The sequence below is a fragment of the Luteibacter sp. UNC138MFCol5.1 genome, assembly GCF_900110505.1.
In the GTDB taxonomy this organism is placed as follows: domain Bacteria; phylum Pseudomonadota; class Gammaproteobacteria; order Xanthomonadales; family Rhodanobacteraceae; genus Luteibacter.
Genome location: NZ_FODZ01000005.1, coordinates 301,588 through 315,629 on the forward strand (window position 1 = coordinate 301,588; position 14,042 = coordinate 315,629).

The 14,042-nt window shown below is 69.4% G+C and carries 16 protein-coding genes; 6 read left to right on the top strand and 10 right to left on the bottom strand.

All coding sequences use genetic code 11. The annotated features are described in order from the left end of the window. Nucleotides 1-48 precede the first annotated feature (48 nt). Nucleotides 49-303, bottom strand: coding sequence for an accessory factor UbiK family protein (locus tag BMY69_RS15570; protein ID WP_090057710.1), 255 nt, complete (start codon nt 301-303; stop codon nt 49-51). Nucleotides 304-483: 180 nt separating this feature from the next. Between BMY69_RS15570 and glnK the strand changes: the two genes are divergently transcribed. Continuing rightward, nucleotides 484-822, top strand: coding sequence for a P-II family nitrogen regulator (glnK, locus tag BMY69_RS15575; protein WP_089981492.1), 339 nt, complete (start codon nt 484-486; stop codon nt 820-822). Nucleotides 823-840: 18 nt separating this feature from the next. Here glnK and BMY69_RS15580 read toward each other — a convergent pair whose 3' ends face one another. Both BMY69_RS15580 and gpmA read right to left on the bottom strand, forming a co-directional pair. Beyond that, nucleotides 841-1,374, bottom strand: a complete 534-nt coding sequence (locus tag BMY69_RS15580) for a CcdC protein domain-containing protein (protein WP_090179909.1) — start codon at nt 1,372-1,374, stop codon at nt 841-843. A 107-nt stretch (nt 1,375-1,481) separates the two neighbouring features. Continuing rightward, a complete protein-coding gene (gene gpmA, locus BMY69_RS15585) occupies nt 1,482-2,216 on the bottom strand; it encodes a 2,3-diphosphoglycerate-dependent phosphoglycerate mutase (protein ID WP_090057716.1) in 735 nt (244 codons plus the stop codon). 158 nt (nt 2,217-2,374) lie between these two features. On the opposite strand from gpmA, the gene BMY69_RS15590 reads away from it, so the two are divergent. Next, nucleotides 2,375-3,028 carry a DUF4097 family beta strand repeat-containing protein gene (locus tag BMY69_RS15590; RefSeq protein ID WP_090179911.1) on the top strand — a complete coding sequence of 218 codons (654 nt, stop codon included), beginning with the start codon at nt 2,375-2,377 and terminating at the stop codon, nt 3,026-3,028. Between the two features lie 13 nt (nt 3,029-3,041). On the opposite strand, the gene hemF is transcribed toward BMY69_RS15590, so the two are convergent. Both hemF and BMY69_RS15600 read right to left on the bottom strand, forming a co-directional pair. Then, nucleotides 3,042-3,944, bottom strand: a complete 903-nt coding sequence (hemF, locus tag BMY69_RS15595; protein ID WP_090179914.1) for an oxygen-dependent coproporphyrinogen oxidase — start codon at nt 3,942-3,944, stop codon at nt 3,042-3,044. 81 nt (nt 3,945-4,025) lie between these two features. Continuing rightward, a complete protein-coding gene (locus tag BMY69_RS15600) occupies nt 4,026-4,736 on the bottom strand; it encodes a YdcF family protein (protein ID WP_090179915.1) in 711 nt (236 codons plus the stop codon). A gap of 114 nt (nt 4,737-4,850) precedes the next feature. Here BMY69_RS15600 and BMY69_RS15605 point away from each other — a divergent pair, with 114 nt between their 5' ends. From BMY69_RS15605 to BMY69_RS15620, 4 genes are read left to right on the top strand one after another with little or no spacing between them, the layout of a single operon-like run. After that, nucleotides 4,851-6,053, top strand: a complete 1,203-nt coding sequence (locus BMY69_RS15605) for a beta-ketoacyl-[acyl-carrier-protein] synthase family protein (protein WP_255364580.1) — start codon at nt 4,851-4,853, stop codon at nt 6,051-6,053. After that, on the top strand, nt 6,050-6,850 hold the full coding sequence (locus BMY69_RS15610) for a beta-ketoacyl synthase chain length factor (RefSeq protein WP_090179919.1): 801 nt from the start codon (nt 6,050-6,052) through the stop codon (nt 6,848-6,850). Before BMY69_RS15605 ends, BMY69_RS15610 begins: the two co-directional genes overlap by 4 nt. After that, entirely contained in the window at nt 6,847-7,608 is a 762-nt protein-coding gene (locus BMY69_RS15615) for a glycosyltransferase family 2 protein (RefSeq protein ID WP_090057729.1), read from the top strand. The genes BMY69_RS15610 and BMY69_RS15615 overlap by 4 nt, the downstream gene beginning before the upstream one ends. Before the next feature lie 31 nt (nt 7,609-7,639). Then, nucleotides 7,640-9,235 (top strand): NAD(P)/FAD-dependent oxidoreductase, encoded by a 1,596-nt coding sequence (locus BMY69_RS15620; protein ID WP_090179922.1) that lies wholly within the window; start codon nt 7,640-7,642, stop codon nt 9,233-9,235. A 187-nt stretch (nt 9,236-9,422) separates the two neighbouring features. On the opposite strand, the gene BMY69_RS15625 is transcribed toward BMY69_RS15620, so the two are convergent. From BMY69_RS15625 to BMY69_RS15645, 5 genes are read right to left on the bottom strand one after another with little or no spacing between them, the layout of a single operon-like run. Then, nucleotides 9,423-9,857, bottom strand: coding sequence for a hotdog family protein (locus BMY69_RS15625; RefSeq protein WP_090179925.1), 435 nt, complete (start codon nt 9,855-9,857; stop codon nt 9,423-9,425). Further along, nucleotides 9,841-12,156 carry an MMPL family transporter gene (locus BMY69_RS15630; RefSeq protein ID WP_255364581.1) on the bottom strand — a complete coding sequence of 772 codons (2,316 nt, stop codon included), beginning with the start codon at nt 12,154-12,156 and terminating at the stop codon, nt 9,841-9,843. Before BMY69_RS15630 ends, BMY69_RS15625 begins: the two co-directional genes overlap by 17 nt. Next, nucleotides 12,153-12,800, bottom strand: coding sequence for a LolA-related protein (locus BMY69_RS15635; RefSeq protein WP_090179930.1), 648 nt, complete (start codon nt 12,798-12,800; stop codon nt 12,153-12,155). The genes BMY69_RS15630 and BMY69_RS15635 overlap by 4 nt, the downstream gene beginning before the upstream one ends. Continuing rightward, nucleotides 12,721-13,671, bottom strand: a complete 951-nt coding sequence (locus BMY69_RS15640; protein WP_090057741.1) for an LpxL/LpxP family acyltransferase — start codon at nt 13,669-13,671, stop codon at nt 12,721-12,723. The genes BMY69_RS15635 and BMY69_RS15640 overlap by 80 nt, the downstream gene beginning before the upstream one ends. Next, complete coding sequence (locus tag BMY69_RS15645) at nt 13,671-13,982, bottom strand: ApeI family dehydratase (protein WP_090180037.1); 312 nt, start codon at nt 13,980-13,982, stop codon at nt 13,671-13,673. Before BMY69_RS15645 ends, BMY69_RS15640 begins: the two co-directional genes overlap by 1 nt. Between the last annotated feature and the right edge of the window lie 60 nt (nt 13,983-14,042).

Genomic DNA, 14,042 nt, shown 5'->3' on the forward strand with positions numbered 1-14,042 from the left:
GGGGTGAGGGTGACGGATCGGGGGCGGTCCCGGGCTGTGCAGCCGTCCTTACTGGCCGCGGTGCGCCGCGCTGATTTCGAGATCGGCGAGGCGCTTTTCCAACTGCTCGAGCCGGTCGCGCGTGCGCGCCAGGACCTGACTCTGTACATCGAATTCTTCGCGGGTTACGAGATCGAGGCGGCGTAGTCCCTGCGCCAGAATATCTTTGAAGTTGGCATGCATATCCTCACGCGCTTGCGCCAACCCTGGCGGAACCAACGATGCCAATCGCTGTGCGAGTTGATCGATACCCTGCACATCCATCTTGCGCACCTCGATGTCGTGGAATGAATTTAGAGTGATGGGATTGTAGGCGCTATAGGTCGTTGCCTACACGTGTTGTAGGGGTTTTCCTACAGATCACCGTATGGACACGATCCCGCGGCCGGATGGCACAATGCTCGTCCGCGCGCCGGCAACCGGCGCGTCCCCCAGGAGTACTACATGAAGCTGGTCGTCGCCATCATCAAGCCTTTCAAGCTGGACGACGTCCGCGAGGCCCTTGCCGATGTGGGCGTCCAGGGGGTGACGGTGACCGAGGTGAAGGGTTTCGGTCGGCAGAAAGGCCACACGGAGCTCTATCGTGGCGCCGAGTACGTGGTCGACTTCCTGCCCAAGATCAAGCTCGAGGTCGCGGTGGCCGACGATCAGATCGAGCGCGTCGTCGAAGCGATCCAGCAGGCGGCCCGTACGGGCAAGATCGGCGACGGCAAGATCTTTGTCAGCCCGCTGGAGCAGGTGGTGCGCATCCGTACGGGCGAACTGGACAACGACGCCCTCTGACGGACGCCGTCGCGCCGGTCAGGCCGGCTGCGCCCGGGAGCGCAGGAAGCGGCGATGGTGGACGAGGATGCCCGCGTAGTAGGCGAGGTAATAGCCCAGCGTAAGACCGATCACGGCCATCGTCAGCGGGCTGTTGCCGGGGGCCGGCCCATGCGCCGCGGCGACCGTGCCACCGGCCAGCGCGGGAGCGAACATCAGGAAGCGCCAGGCGAGCCGCCCCACCAGCAGCGCGGTCAGCGCGCCGCCCATCCAGGGGTTCGGGATATAGAAGTCGGTGCCGCCGGCGCCTGCCTCGAAGCGCGTCAGGCGCAGGCCGACGAATGTGGCGAGCGCCGCGCCCGCCAGGGCTCCCCCGAGAACGCCCTCGGCCAGACGGATGTCCTGCAGCCCCGAGAGCATCGCGAGGCCGATCACCACGGCGAAGATCCCGATGCGGACCTTCATCCGCGTCGTCCGGATCGGCTGCCGCCCGAAGCTGCCGCGGACGCGGCGGTAGACGGCGAAGGCCATGAGCGGGGCGACGAGCAGCGGGAGGGCGGATGGGGCGAGCATGGCGATGGCCTCGTGGACGGTGTGGTACCAGATTCGCGCGAACCGCCCTTCGGTACGAGGGGCGGTTGTGAGGCATCGGGGATGACGGATGTCACCCAGCCCTGCGATTACTTCGCCTTGCCCTGGTTGGCCACGGCGGCCATCTTCGCCTCGATTTCCGCCTGGTCGCCCAGGTAGTAGTGCTTCACCGGCTTCAGCTCGGCGTCGAATTCATAGACGAGCGGGATGCCGTTGGGGATGTTGAGGTCGGCGATGTCGTCGTCGGAGATGTCGTCGAAGAACTTCACCAGCGCGCGCATGGAATTGCCGTGGGCCGCCATGACGACGTTCTTACCCGACCGGATCGCCGGCGCCAGCACCTCGTGCCAGTATGGGAGCACACGGGCCACGGTGTCCTTGAGGCACTCGGTCAGCGGCACGTCGATGCCCTCGTAGCGCGCGTCGTCCGCGAACGACTTCGCGCCGGCCTCGAGCGCCGGCGGCGGCGTGTCGTAGCTGCGACGCCAGATGTGCACCTGCTCGTTGCCGTACTTCGCGGCCGTCTCGGCCTTGTTGAGGCCGGTCAGTGCGCCGTAGTGACGCTCGTTGAGGCGCCAGTCGGTCACCACCGGCACCCACATCAGGTCCATCTCGTCCTGCACGTGCCACAGCGTGCGCACGGCGCGCTTCAGGTACGACGTGTGCGCCAGGTCGAAGGTGAAGCCGGCTTCCTTCAGGAGACGGCCGGCCTCGCGGGCTTCGGCGATACCCTGCTCGCTGAGGTCGACGTCGGCCCAGCCGCTGAAGCGGTTTTCGAGGTTCCAGGCCGACTGGCCGTGGCGAATCATGACGAGCTTGTACATGGCGTTCGTTTCGATGCGAGGGAAAAAGCCATGGTGGGGCGAGGGGTCGGTCGCGTCAACTTGATCGCCTCCGGCCCGCCCCCCCTGCCGTCAGTCACGCTAAACCTTGCGCCGGAGGGGTGCATCCTAGGGGCTCAGTCACCCGTGGAGTCCGACCCATGCGCCGCACGCTTCTCTCGATCCTCATCGCCCTGTCCGTCTCCGGCGCCGCCTTCGCGGACGATGGCGATGTCAGCAAGGTCAACGGCACCGCCTCGGTCGAGGCCGGACAGCGGGCCGGGGACGTCAGTTCGGTGAACGGCTCCGTTCGTATCGGCGACCGTGCCGTGGTGAAGGAAGCCAGCACCGTGAACGGCGCCGTCGAGCTGGGCGAAGGCGCGTCGGCCACCAAGGCGGAGACGGTCAACGGCGCGGTGACGCTGCACGAGAAGGCCCAGGTCTCGGGCACGGTGGAAACCGTCAACGGCCGCCTGAAGCTGGAGAAGGGCGCCGATGTAAAGGGCCAGCTGTCGAACGTCAACGGCGACATCACCGTCGAGGGGGCGCACGTCGGCGGCGGGATCGAGACGACCAACTCGGACATCACCATCGGCGAGGGCGCGCGGATCGATGGCGGCATCGTCGTCAAGAAGCCGAGCATGAGCTGGTTCAACGGCAACAGCCGCGTGCCCAGGGTGGTGATCGGTCCGCATGCCGTCGTGCAGGGCACGCTCCGGTTCGAACGCGAGGTCGAGCTCTACGTCAGCGACTCGGCCACCGTCGGCCGCATCGATGGCGCGACCGCGAAGAAGTTCTCGGGCGCCTCGCCCTGATCGGCGTTTCGCCTCACAGCCACTCGCGCGGCTTGAGGTATTCGGACAGCTTCGCCTCGGGGCTGTCCGGCTCCGGCGTGTAGGCGTATTCGAAGCGCACGCGGGGCGGCAGGCTCATCAGGATCGACTCAGTGCGCCCGCCGGACTGCAGCCCGAAGAGGGTGCCGCGGTCGTAGACGAGGTTGAACTCGACGTAGCGGCCACGGCGGTACAGCTGGAACTCCCGCTCGCGTTCGCCGTAGCGCATGTCGCGACGACGCTCGACGATAGGCAGATAGGCCTCGAGGAATCCGTCGCCGACGTCGCGGGTGAAGTCGAGGCAGCGGTCGAAGCCGCCCTCGTTGACGTCGTCGTAGAACAGCCCGCCCACGCCGCGCGTCTCGCCACGGTGCTTGAGGTAGAAGTACTCGTCGCACCAGCGCTTGTAGCGGTCGTAGACGTCGTCGCCGTAAGGCTCGCAGAGGTCCCTCGCCACGCGGTGCCAGTGACGCACGTCCTCGTCGAACGGGTAGTACGGGGTCAGGTCGAAACCGCCGCCGAACCACCAGACGGGCTCCACGCCTTCCTTCGAGGCTTCGAAGTAGCGCACGTTGGCGTGCGTGGTCGGGATGTACGGGTTGCGCGGATGCAGCACCAGCGAAACACCGGTCGCCACGAAGCTGCCGCCGACGAGATCGGGCCGGTGCGCCGTGGCGCTCGGGGGCAACGGCGATCCCGACACCCGCGAGAAATTGACGCCCGCCTGCTCGAAGATGCCGCCGTCGCGAAGCACGCGGGTGCGTCCGCCACCGCCCGCGGGACGGGTCCACGCGTCTTCCTCGAACCGTGCCTTGCCGTCGATGGACTCGATGGCGGCGCAGATCCGGTCCTGGAGTCCGTGCAGGTAGGCTTCGGCGAGATCGGCTTGATCGGACATGGGTGGCGCCGCTTCGTGAGGGGAACAGGCGGGGAGCTTAGCAAGTGGACGCGGCGGCACCGCTGCGGCAAGCCGCCACGGTCAGGTGATACGCGCCGCCATCCGATGGTTGCCCGTGAGCGCGGCCCAGCGCATGCCGGTGTCGATCCACATCAGATACCCGGCCTCCATCGCGAGACGGATCGCGTAGCGCGGGGTCCACGGAACATGCGACTCGGCGGCGACCGGCCCGGCGTCGAAACCCAGCCGCCGGGCGAGGTATAGGCATCGCGCCAGATGGTAGCGGCTGGTCACGAGCCACACCGGCGGCAACGGGTCGTCGTCGCGCTCCCGGAGCAGCACGCGCGCATGGCGCAGGTTCTCCAGCGAGTCGATCGACATCTGTTCCAGCGCCAGCGGCACCGCCCGCGGCCAGCCTTCGCCCAGCAGCCAGCGCCGCCCCGCCTCGGCCTCGCTCACCGACCCGCCACTGAAACCGCCGAGGAGATACACCCGCGAGGCGAAACCCGCCAGCGCATCATCCCGCGCGCGCGCCAGACGCTGGCGAAAATCGGCCTCGGGCCGGTCGTCCACCAGACGGCGACCGAACACCAGCAACGTGCGGCGTGACGGCGCGCTCGCCGGGCTACGCGTGGCCAGCCACACCACCCGGGCGACGTGGGCCACGTAGAGCAGCCCGGCCGTGGCGGCGAACGCGATCGCGGTGACGAACGCCGCCACGAGGATGTCGCGGTCGCTGAGGTATCGCCATACGCCTCGGCGCAGGATTTTCGGTGCCTGGATACCGGACATCGCTCGGGTCCGCGGGAAGACGCACAGTCTGCGTACTGTCGCTCCGGGGTGCAATCGCTGAACGACGATTTGCGTTCACGCGACGCTACCGAGCAAAAAGGATAGGCTCGCGGCATGCCCCATCCCATGCCTCCTCTCGCCATCCGCGCGTACACCGCCACATCCGCCCTCGGCCGGGGGCTCAGCGCCCACGCAGACGCCCTCGCCGCCTCGCGCGGTGGCCTCGCCCCGAACGACTTCAGCGTCGCCCCGCTCGCGTGCTGGATCGGCCGCGTCGCCGGGGTCGAGGACGAACCGCTGCCCGCCCGCTTCGCCGAGTGGGAATGCCGCAACAACCGCCTCGCCTGGCTGGCTCTTCAGCAGGACGGCTTCGCCGACGCGGTCCACGCCGCGCGCGAACGCTACGGCTCGGCACGCGTGGCCGTGCTGCTCGGTACGTCCACCGCGAGCATCGGCTCCACCGAGGAAGGCTACCGCCGCCTCGAGGACGGCCGGATGCCGGCCGACCTGCACCGGGCGGTCATCCACACGCCGCATTCGCTGGCGGGTTTCGTCGCCGCCGCGTTCGATCTGGACGGCCCCTGCCTCACGGTGGCCACCGCCTGTTCGTCGAGCGCGAAGGTCTTCGCCAACGCCGAGCGCATGATCCGCCTCGGCCTCATCGACGCCGCCGTGGTCGGCGGCACCGACACCCTCTGCGACAGCGTGCTCTTCGGCTTCAACGCGCTGGAGCTCGTGTCGCCCGAACCGTGCCGTCCCTTCGACGCCCGGCGCAGCGGCATCTCCATCGGCGAAGCCGCCGGATTCGCGCTGCTCGAGCGCGCCGTCGGCGACGACGATGCGCCGCTGCTGATCGGTTACGGCGAGGCGAGCGACGCGCACCACATGTCCACGCCGCATCCCGAAGGCCTCGGCGCCGAGCTCGCCCTGCGCGACGCGCTGGCGCGCGCGGGCATCGAGCCGAGCGACGTCGATTACATCAACCTGCACGGCACGGCCAGCCAGAAGAACGACGAGGTGGAGGCGGCCCTGGTCGCCCGCGCGTTCCCGGCGTCCACACGGGCGAGCTCGACCAAGGGCTTCACCGGGCACACGCTCGGCGCCGCCGGCATCCTGGAGACGGCGATCACCCTGCTCGCGATGCGCGACGGCAGCGTGCCGGGCAACCTCGGCGCCGACGCGCCCGATCCACTCTGCGGGCCGCAGATGGCATGGACGCGCGAGGAGCGCGACATCCGCATCGCACTGAGCAACTCGTTCGGCTTCGGTGGCAACAACGCCTGCCTCGCCTTCGCCCGCGCGGGGTATCTCGCATGAGCGCGGCACTCTCCGTCTGGGTCGGCGGCATCGGCCTGTGGGCACCCGGCGCCGGCGACTGGCATGCCTTCCGCGAGATCGTGAGCGGTGCCGCGACGGCTGGCGAAACGGCACGACCCGCCGCGGACGTGCTGCCGCCCAACGAACGCCGTCGCGCGCCCGAAAGCGTACTGCTGGCGGCGGCCGCCGCCGGTCAGGCCGTCCGCATGAGCGGACGCGAAGCCGACACGCTGCCGTGCGTTTTCGCGTCCGCGCACGGCGACCAGGTGATCACCGACTACATGTGCCAGACGCTGGCCACCGCGCCGGCCGAGCTCTCGCCCACGAAGTTCCACAACTCGGTGCACAACGCGCCCGCCGGTTACTGGACGATCGCCACGCACTGCCATGCGAGTTCGAGCGCCGTCTCCGGTGGCGAGTACGCCTTCGGCGCGGGGCTGCTGGAAGCGGCCACGCTGGCGGTCGCCGACGATCGCGACGTGCTCCTGGCCAGCTACGACATCGCGGGCAGCGGACCGCTCGGCGAGATGACCACGACGACCGGCCCGTTCGCCGTGGCGCTCGTGCTGTCGCCACGCGCCGATGGCGCGGCCGTCCGGCTCGACATCACCCCCGAGCCCGGCAACAGCGGCGGCGAGCCGTTGGGTGACGCATGGCTCGACGGCATCGCCGCCAGCAACCCGTCGGCCCGCGCGATACCGTTGATGCGCGCGCTGGCGTTGACGCGCCCGACGGCGCTCCGCGTCGCGGCCGCCCAAGGCCTCGATCTGCACATCGATGTCGGAGTCGCAGGATGAGCGCCGCGACCCCTCGCTATTGCATCCTGATTCCCTGCCTCAACGAGGAACGGGCCATCGGGCGCGTGGTCGGCGAGGCGGTGGCGCTCGGCCTCCCGGTGATCGTGGTGGACGACGGGTCGGACGATGGCACGCCGGCGATCGTGCGCTCTCTTCCCGTGACGCTGCTTCGCCACGACACGCGGCGAGGCAAGGGCGAAGCGCTGCGCACGGGCTTTCGCGAGGTCATCCGCCAGGGCTACGACGGCGTGGTCACCATGGACGGCGACGGCCAGCACCTCGCTTCCGACATACCCGCCATCCTCGCCGCGGCCGAGCGGCATCCCGGCAGCATCGTCATCGGCGCCCGGCTGCTGGAACGCGAGCAGCAGCCCAACGGGCGGCGCCGCGCGAACGCGGTCGCCGACTGGGGCATCTCGTGGGCATGCGGGCGCCCCGTCGCGGACACGCAGAGCGGCCAGCGTTTCTATCCACGCGCGGTGCTCGATCTCGTCGACGTACCGGCGGAGCATTTCGTCTTCGAGGCCGCCGTCCTGATCACCGCCTGCCGCGAGCGCGGCATCGGTGTCGTTTCCGTGCCGATCGCCTCGCGCTACCAGGGCGACTTCCGCATGAGCCACTTCAAGCCGGTGCGCGACGTGTCGCGCATCACCCTCTACACGATCGGCCGCATTTTTCATTACGGGAGCGTGGTGGGCAGTTACCGCCGTTCGCTCGGCGCGCCGACGATCATCGGTGGCGGCCGCAACGGCCACTGATCCGGACCAATCGCACCAGGGGTTGCATCGAATGGATGGGAAGACGCACGACGCGGTGGTACTTGGCGGTGGACTCGCGGGGCTCTCCCTCGCGATGCAGCTCAAGGGCGCGTATCCGGACATGGATATCGTCGTGCTCGAACGCCAGGGCCGCCCCCTGCCCGAGGCCGCGCACAAGGTGGGCGAGTCGACGGTCGAGATCGCCGCGCATTACTTCGCGGACGTGATCGGCCTGCGCGACCATCTCGAGACCCGGCACATCCGCAAGTTCGGCTTCCGCTTCTTCTTCTCCGAAGGCCTCGACGACATCGCCGACATCACCGAACTCGGCGTCAGCGCGGTGCTTCCCACGCCCAGTTACCAGATCGACCGCGGCATCCTCGAGAACTTCCTCGGCGAGGAAGCCCGGCGTCGCGGGATCGACTTCCGCGAAGGCGTGACCGTGCGCGGCTTCGACGTGGGACCGGGCGAGGACGACCATACGATCCGCGTGTCGACGGCCGAGGGCGACGACGTGCTTCGCGCCCGCTGGCTGCTCGACGCCTCGGGCCGCGCAGGGCTGATGCGACGCAAGCTCGACCTCACCCGCGACAACGGTCACCACGCGAACGCCGTGTGGTTCCGCATCGACGACCGCCTCGCCATCGACGACTGGTGCGACGACGCCGAATGGAAGGACCGTTGCCATCCGCCCGAACGCTGGCGTTCCACGAACCATCTCGTCGGCCCGGGCTATTGGGTATGGCTCATTCCGCTGGCTTCCGGTGCGCACTCGGTTGGCATCGTCGCGGACGCCGCGATGCATCCGCTCGAAGGCATGAAGACGTTCGACCTCGCGCTGGAATGGCTGCGCGAACATCAGCCGCTGGTCGCGCGGCATGTCGAGTCGCGGCGCGAAAAGCTGCTCGACTTCGCCTTCTTCCGCCACTTCTCGTACGGCTGCTCGCGGATGTTCTCGCCGGACCGTTGGGCGCTCACGGGCGAAGCGGGTGCGTTCCTCGATCCCTTCTATTCGCCCGGCAGCGACTTCATCGCGATCGCGAACACGTACATCACGCTGCTGGTCGGACTCGATCGCCGTGGCGAGAAACTCGCACCCCACGCGCGCCACTACGAACGGCTGTTCTTCTCGTTCTACGAAGGCACGCTGCGCATGTACCGCGGGCAGTACAACCTGTTCGGCGATCCCGAGGTGCTTCCGGTCAAGGTGATCTGGGATTACGCGTACTACTGGGGCGTCCTCTGCCAGATCGTGTTCCAGGGCCGCCTCGGCGACTCGGATTTCATCGCGCGCATGGGGCCGGAGTTCGCGGAGGCCACCGAGCTCAACACAACGATGCAGGCGTTCTTCCAGCGCTGGCACGAGGTCTCGGAGCGGCGCAACCCGCGCGCGATGCTCGACCAGCGCGACCTGGCCTGGTTCGCCGACATGAACGGCACGCTCCACGACCGCCTCGACGACGAAGCGCTGGTCGCGCGCCTGCGGCGCAATGTGAGCATGATGCGCGCGCTGGCGGCGACGATCGTTGAACGTGCCGCGGTGGATCATCCTTCCGTGCGCGAGGGGTATGGGCATCTCGCGGACACGGAGTCGGAGCGGATGGCGCTGTTTCCCGCGGTGGCCTGATACGTCGCCGCGCCGGGCCCGCTGCCGCGGGATCGCCGATACGATCGGCTCCCACCCTTCGCCCGCGGCGCGAGGTTCGGCGTCGCGATCCATGAGACGCCCTGCGGCCACACTTGTCTCCGTCGGTCCGGAGGGTGGCGGTCAGGCTCCTCATCAGTCACCTTTCAAGCCCCTCCGGGCCGGCGATTCACCCTTCGGGATGGATCACCGCGGCGCGGCCGGAGGCGATTTCCCGACCTTCGTGCAGGATGCGGAACGCGTACTGCGCGCCGGAGGCATCGGCGATCAGGCATTCGGCGTGCACGTCGAGCGCGCCGTCCAGCGTATCGACGCGATCCACCGCCAGCTTCACGCCGCGCAGGCTCACGAGCATGCCGGGACGCGGCGCCGTGCGGCCCTCGTCGCGCCCACGCAGGGCGCCATGCACGGCCATCGCCTGCGCACCGTATTCCGCGAGGTGCACGGCGTGCATGCCGTCGGCGCCCCGCAGCGGGTGCGTGGCGAGCACGTGGCTCGTGCTGCGCGCATGGATGGATCCCTCGTCCCAGGCGACGACGGCATCCAGCAGGCACATGTCGCCGGCATGCGGGATGAGATCGACGAAGTCAGTCTTTGCGAGCATGCGGGGCCATGAGGATCGACAGGCAGAAATGGAAGCCGACGCCGAGCGCCACCGTGAGGCCGATGGCGCGCAACACGGGGATCGAGGACCACGCCAGCATGCCGAACACCAGCAGGGCCGCGATCACGCAGACCACGGTGGCGTGCAAGGTGCGCCGCTGTTCCGCCGGATCGCCGGTGTCGCGCTCGAAGAACAGCGCGTAATGCAGTCCCAGACCGGCCGCGAGGATCAGCGCCACGAGGTGGAACAGCGAAATCGGAATGCCGAGCATGCGCTCGACGGCGAGCACGAGGAACGTGGCCAGCGTCATCGGCGCGAGCACGTGCCACGCGCGTCGCACGCTGCGCAGGGCGAGCGTGATCGTGAGGAAGAGCAACGCCGTCGCGGCCAGCACGGCGTGGAGGATGCGCGTGCGGTACGCCGCGACCAGCGATTCCGACGCGTCCTTCAGGTCGAGCAGGCGCGCGTCGACGCCGGCCGATGCGACGGCGGCGGCCACGGCGGACGCGTCGTGCACGCCGCTCAGCGTGGACAGACCGACCCAGTGACCGTCGCGGTGCGCGAGCATCGACGCGATGCGCTGGCCCAGGGGCGAACGGGCGAACATCGCCGGCGTCAGCAATGCGGCGTGGCGTGCCGTCTCGACGTCGTCCTCGAACGGCGCGAACAGATCCTTGCGGAACGGCATGCCGTCGAGCGCGGCGCCGAGGCTCGCGTCGAGGGTGGCGCGGTCGGGAAGCTTCGCCTGGCGCGCGCGCTGGGTCGCGAGATCGGGCAGGTAGATCGAGGCCAGCTCGAACCCGTCGAGGTGCTTCGCCGCGACCTGCTCGCGCAACCGCGGCTCGAGCGCCGCCGAGGCGCGGAGCACGCCATCGGCATCCGGTGCCTGCACGACGAGCAGGTAGCGCACGTCGGGGGCGCCGAGTTCACCGCGCAGCTGCGCGTCCCTCATCAGCAGGTCGCGCGGAAGCGGCGTCAGCGCGGAAAGATCGTTCTGCCAGAACGGACCCGGCGCGAAGAACAGCATCGCCAGCACGGCGGCGACGATCGGCAGCGGTAGCCAGCGCGGTCGCGGCAACGCGTCGAGCCAATCGCGGAACGACGCGAGCCACGGCATGCCGGACACGTCGCGCGCGTGCTCCGGCAGCACGTACGGCAGCATGTAGCGGGTGCTGAAGCCCGCGGCGAGCAATCCTGCGATGGTGAACACCGCCAGCTGCTTCAGGCCGCCGACGCCGGATGCGTAGAACGCGAGGTAGGCGATGCACGCCGAGGCGATCGCCGTGAGCAGCAGGGGCCACAGGCCGCGCACGGCGGCGACGGCCGATTCGCCCGCGCGGCGATGGCTCAGCAGCCGGATGGGATATTCCTGCGCCACGCCGAGCAGCGTGAAGCCGAACGCGAGCGTGATGCCGTGGACCTCCGGGAAGCTCAGCGTCAGCGCCACGATGCCGACCAGCGCACCGGTCGCCACCGGCAGCGCGCCGAGGAGCAGCGCACCGATGCTGCGATAGGCCACGAGCATCAGCACGATGAAGCCGATGGTCGAGATGCGGCCGATCCAGTCGGCCTGGTCGCGCGTCTGGGCGTTCACCAGCACGGTGAAGTAGCCGGGTCCGCTGATCGTGAGGTGGGAGCCGCCGCTGCCGGGCAGCGCGGCGAACGCGGCGCGCAACCGGCCGATCGCGGCTTCCTGCGCGCCCGGATCGAAACCCGCGCCACGCGTCTGCGCGAGCAGCAGCGCCTCGCCCTTCGACGAGAACCACACGCCTTCGCGAACCTCGGGCGAGCGCGCCGGCGTCCAGCGCTCCGCGAGCTTCAGCGTTTCGAGCGTGGGATCGCGCGGCAGCAGGCCTTTCAGCAGCGTCGCGGCGGGTGAACCGAGGTCGTCGAGGCGTTGCTGCAGTTCGTCCGCGAGGTACGTCTCGTCGAGCGCGCCGTGATCGAGCGTCGGCGAGAGCAGGAACCGGTACGGCAGCAGCGAACTGTCGAGCATGCCGAGGTCGAAGTCGCCGTTGACGACCTGGGTGAAGCCGTCGTCCTTGCGCAGCGCCGACGCGAGGCCGCGGCTGAGCGCCGCCTTGGTCGCGTCGTCGCCGCCGTCGATGGCGACGAGCAGCAATCGCGAGCCCGGGCCCTCACCCACCTGGTCCATCAACAGTTTCTGATCGGGCGTCGTCGGCGCGGGCATGAAGCTGCGCAGGTCGGTGCCGACCTTCAGATGCGTGGCGACGACCGCGCCGAGCAGCGCGAGCGCGACGAGCCAGCCGATGAGGATGCCGAGGCGACGCCCCCTCACATCGCGCCGCCGCACTGGGCGATCAGGCCTTCGCGAGTCGGCGCCGCGGGCATGCTCCCGGCGAGCTCGCCGAGGAGATCGATGGACATGTCGCCATCGGCCTCGTCCATCCGCATGCAGCGCGCGACCGTGCCGCTGCCATAGACCTGGATGCGCGCGATCTGCTTCGCGACGCGCGCGTCGCGCGGCGTCAGCGTGAGCGCCCAGCGATCCGCGTCACGACCAAGGGTGACGTCGAACGACTGGGACAACCGCGACGGATCGCCGGCGAGCAGCGCCACGAAGCTGTCGAGCAGCACCTTGAGCTGCGGCGCGCGATTGAGGGAGAAGCTGCGCGGCTTCTTGCCTTCGCGCTCCTGCGTCACCTCGCCGTCGGCGATCGTGGAGACCTCCTTCGCCGGCTTCTCGACGCGACGCTCCAGCTTGTCGCCACCCAGCCAGCCGAGTTCGCCGGAAACCACCAGCGGCTTGTCCAGCACGCGCATGAAGCGCGCCTCGGCGAACGGCGTGCGTGCCGGCGCCGGCCGGTGCAGGCTGGCGATCAGCGCGTTCGCGTCGTCGGCATCAGGCGTCGGAGTGGCGAGGGAGGCGAGCGGAAGCAGCAGGCTCGTCAGCAGCAGGACCCATTTCTTGCCAGAAGTCATAGAAATTGAACCAGTTGAAGGGATAGACGCGTGCGTAGTGTTCCACGCGGGCCGCGTAACGGGCGACGATGTCTTCGAGCACGGCCTTGCGCTGGGCGCGCGGGATCTCGATGCCATCGGAGAAGGCCTCGAAGATCAGCCGGTAGCGATTGCCGCCGAGGTAGATGCCCATGCACAGCACCACCGGAATCTTCAGCGCGGACGCCAGCAGCCAGGGGCCGACCGGGAACGGCGCCGGTTTGCCGAGGAACGGCACATCGAGCGTCGCCTCGCCCGCATGCCCGCGATCGGCCAGCAGCGCCACCATGCCGCCCTGCGCCGCACCTTCGGCCATCGCCAGGGCGACGGACGCGCCACCCAGCGAGGCGTCGATGACCGCGGCGCCGACGTCCGGCGCGAGCGCTTCGAGCACGGTCGTCAGCGCGGGCGTCTTCTGCTTGTCGAGCACCACGCGCAGCGGCACGTCGGGGCGGCGCGCGCCCAGCGCGCGCAGGGCCTCGAAACTGCCCTGGTGCGAGCCGATCAGGAGCACCCCACGGCCGGCGTCGATGCATCGGTCGAGCTCGGCGAGGCCTTCGACCTCGACCCGGAAGTCCTTCTCGCCACGCGCGAGGAAGAACATCCGGTCGAGCAGCGTCGCGGCGAACATGTGGATGTGCCGGAACACGTCGCGTCCGGTCACGGGACGGCCGAGCACGCGCGAGAGGTAGAGCCGCGACGCGGCGCGCTCGTGCGCGCGGCGCAGGAAGAAATACAGGGTGATCGGATAGAGCAGCAGCCGCGCGACCGACCGGCCGAGCACCAGGGCGATCGTGCGGATCGTCCAGATGGCGAACATGCCGCCGCCTTCGCGCTGCTTCCAGTGGCTCATCAGCCGGCCTCGAACGTGCCGCGCACCAGCGTCTCGCCGGCACGGCGCACCGTGAAGCGGACGCGGCCGGCATCCTGGGCGACCAGCTCGACGTCGGCGTCCTCGCCCGGCAGCAGCGGCGCGAGAAATTTCGCGTCGACGACCTGACGGATCCCGACGCCACGCCATTCACGCAGCGCGGCGGCCGCTTCCTCGAGCAGCAGGACGCCCGCCACGATCGGACGGCCGGGAAAGTGACCGGCGAAGCTCGGGTGCGCGGCGTCGAAGCGCAGCGGACGCACGAAGGATGCGGTGTCGACGGATTCGGTCATCGGCATCTACGGCCCACGAGCATGGCGGACGACGTCCGCCGTTGAGGTTCGGGGCGAAAC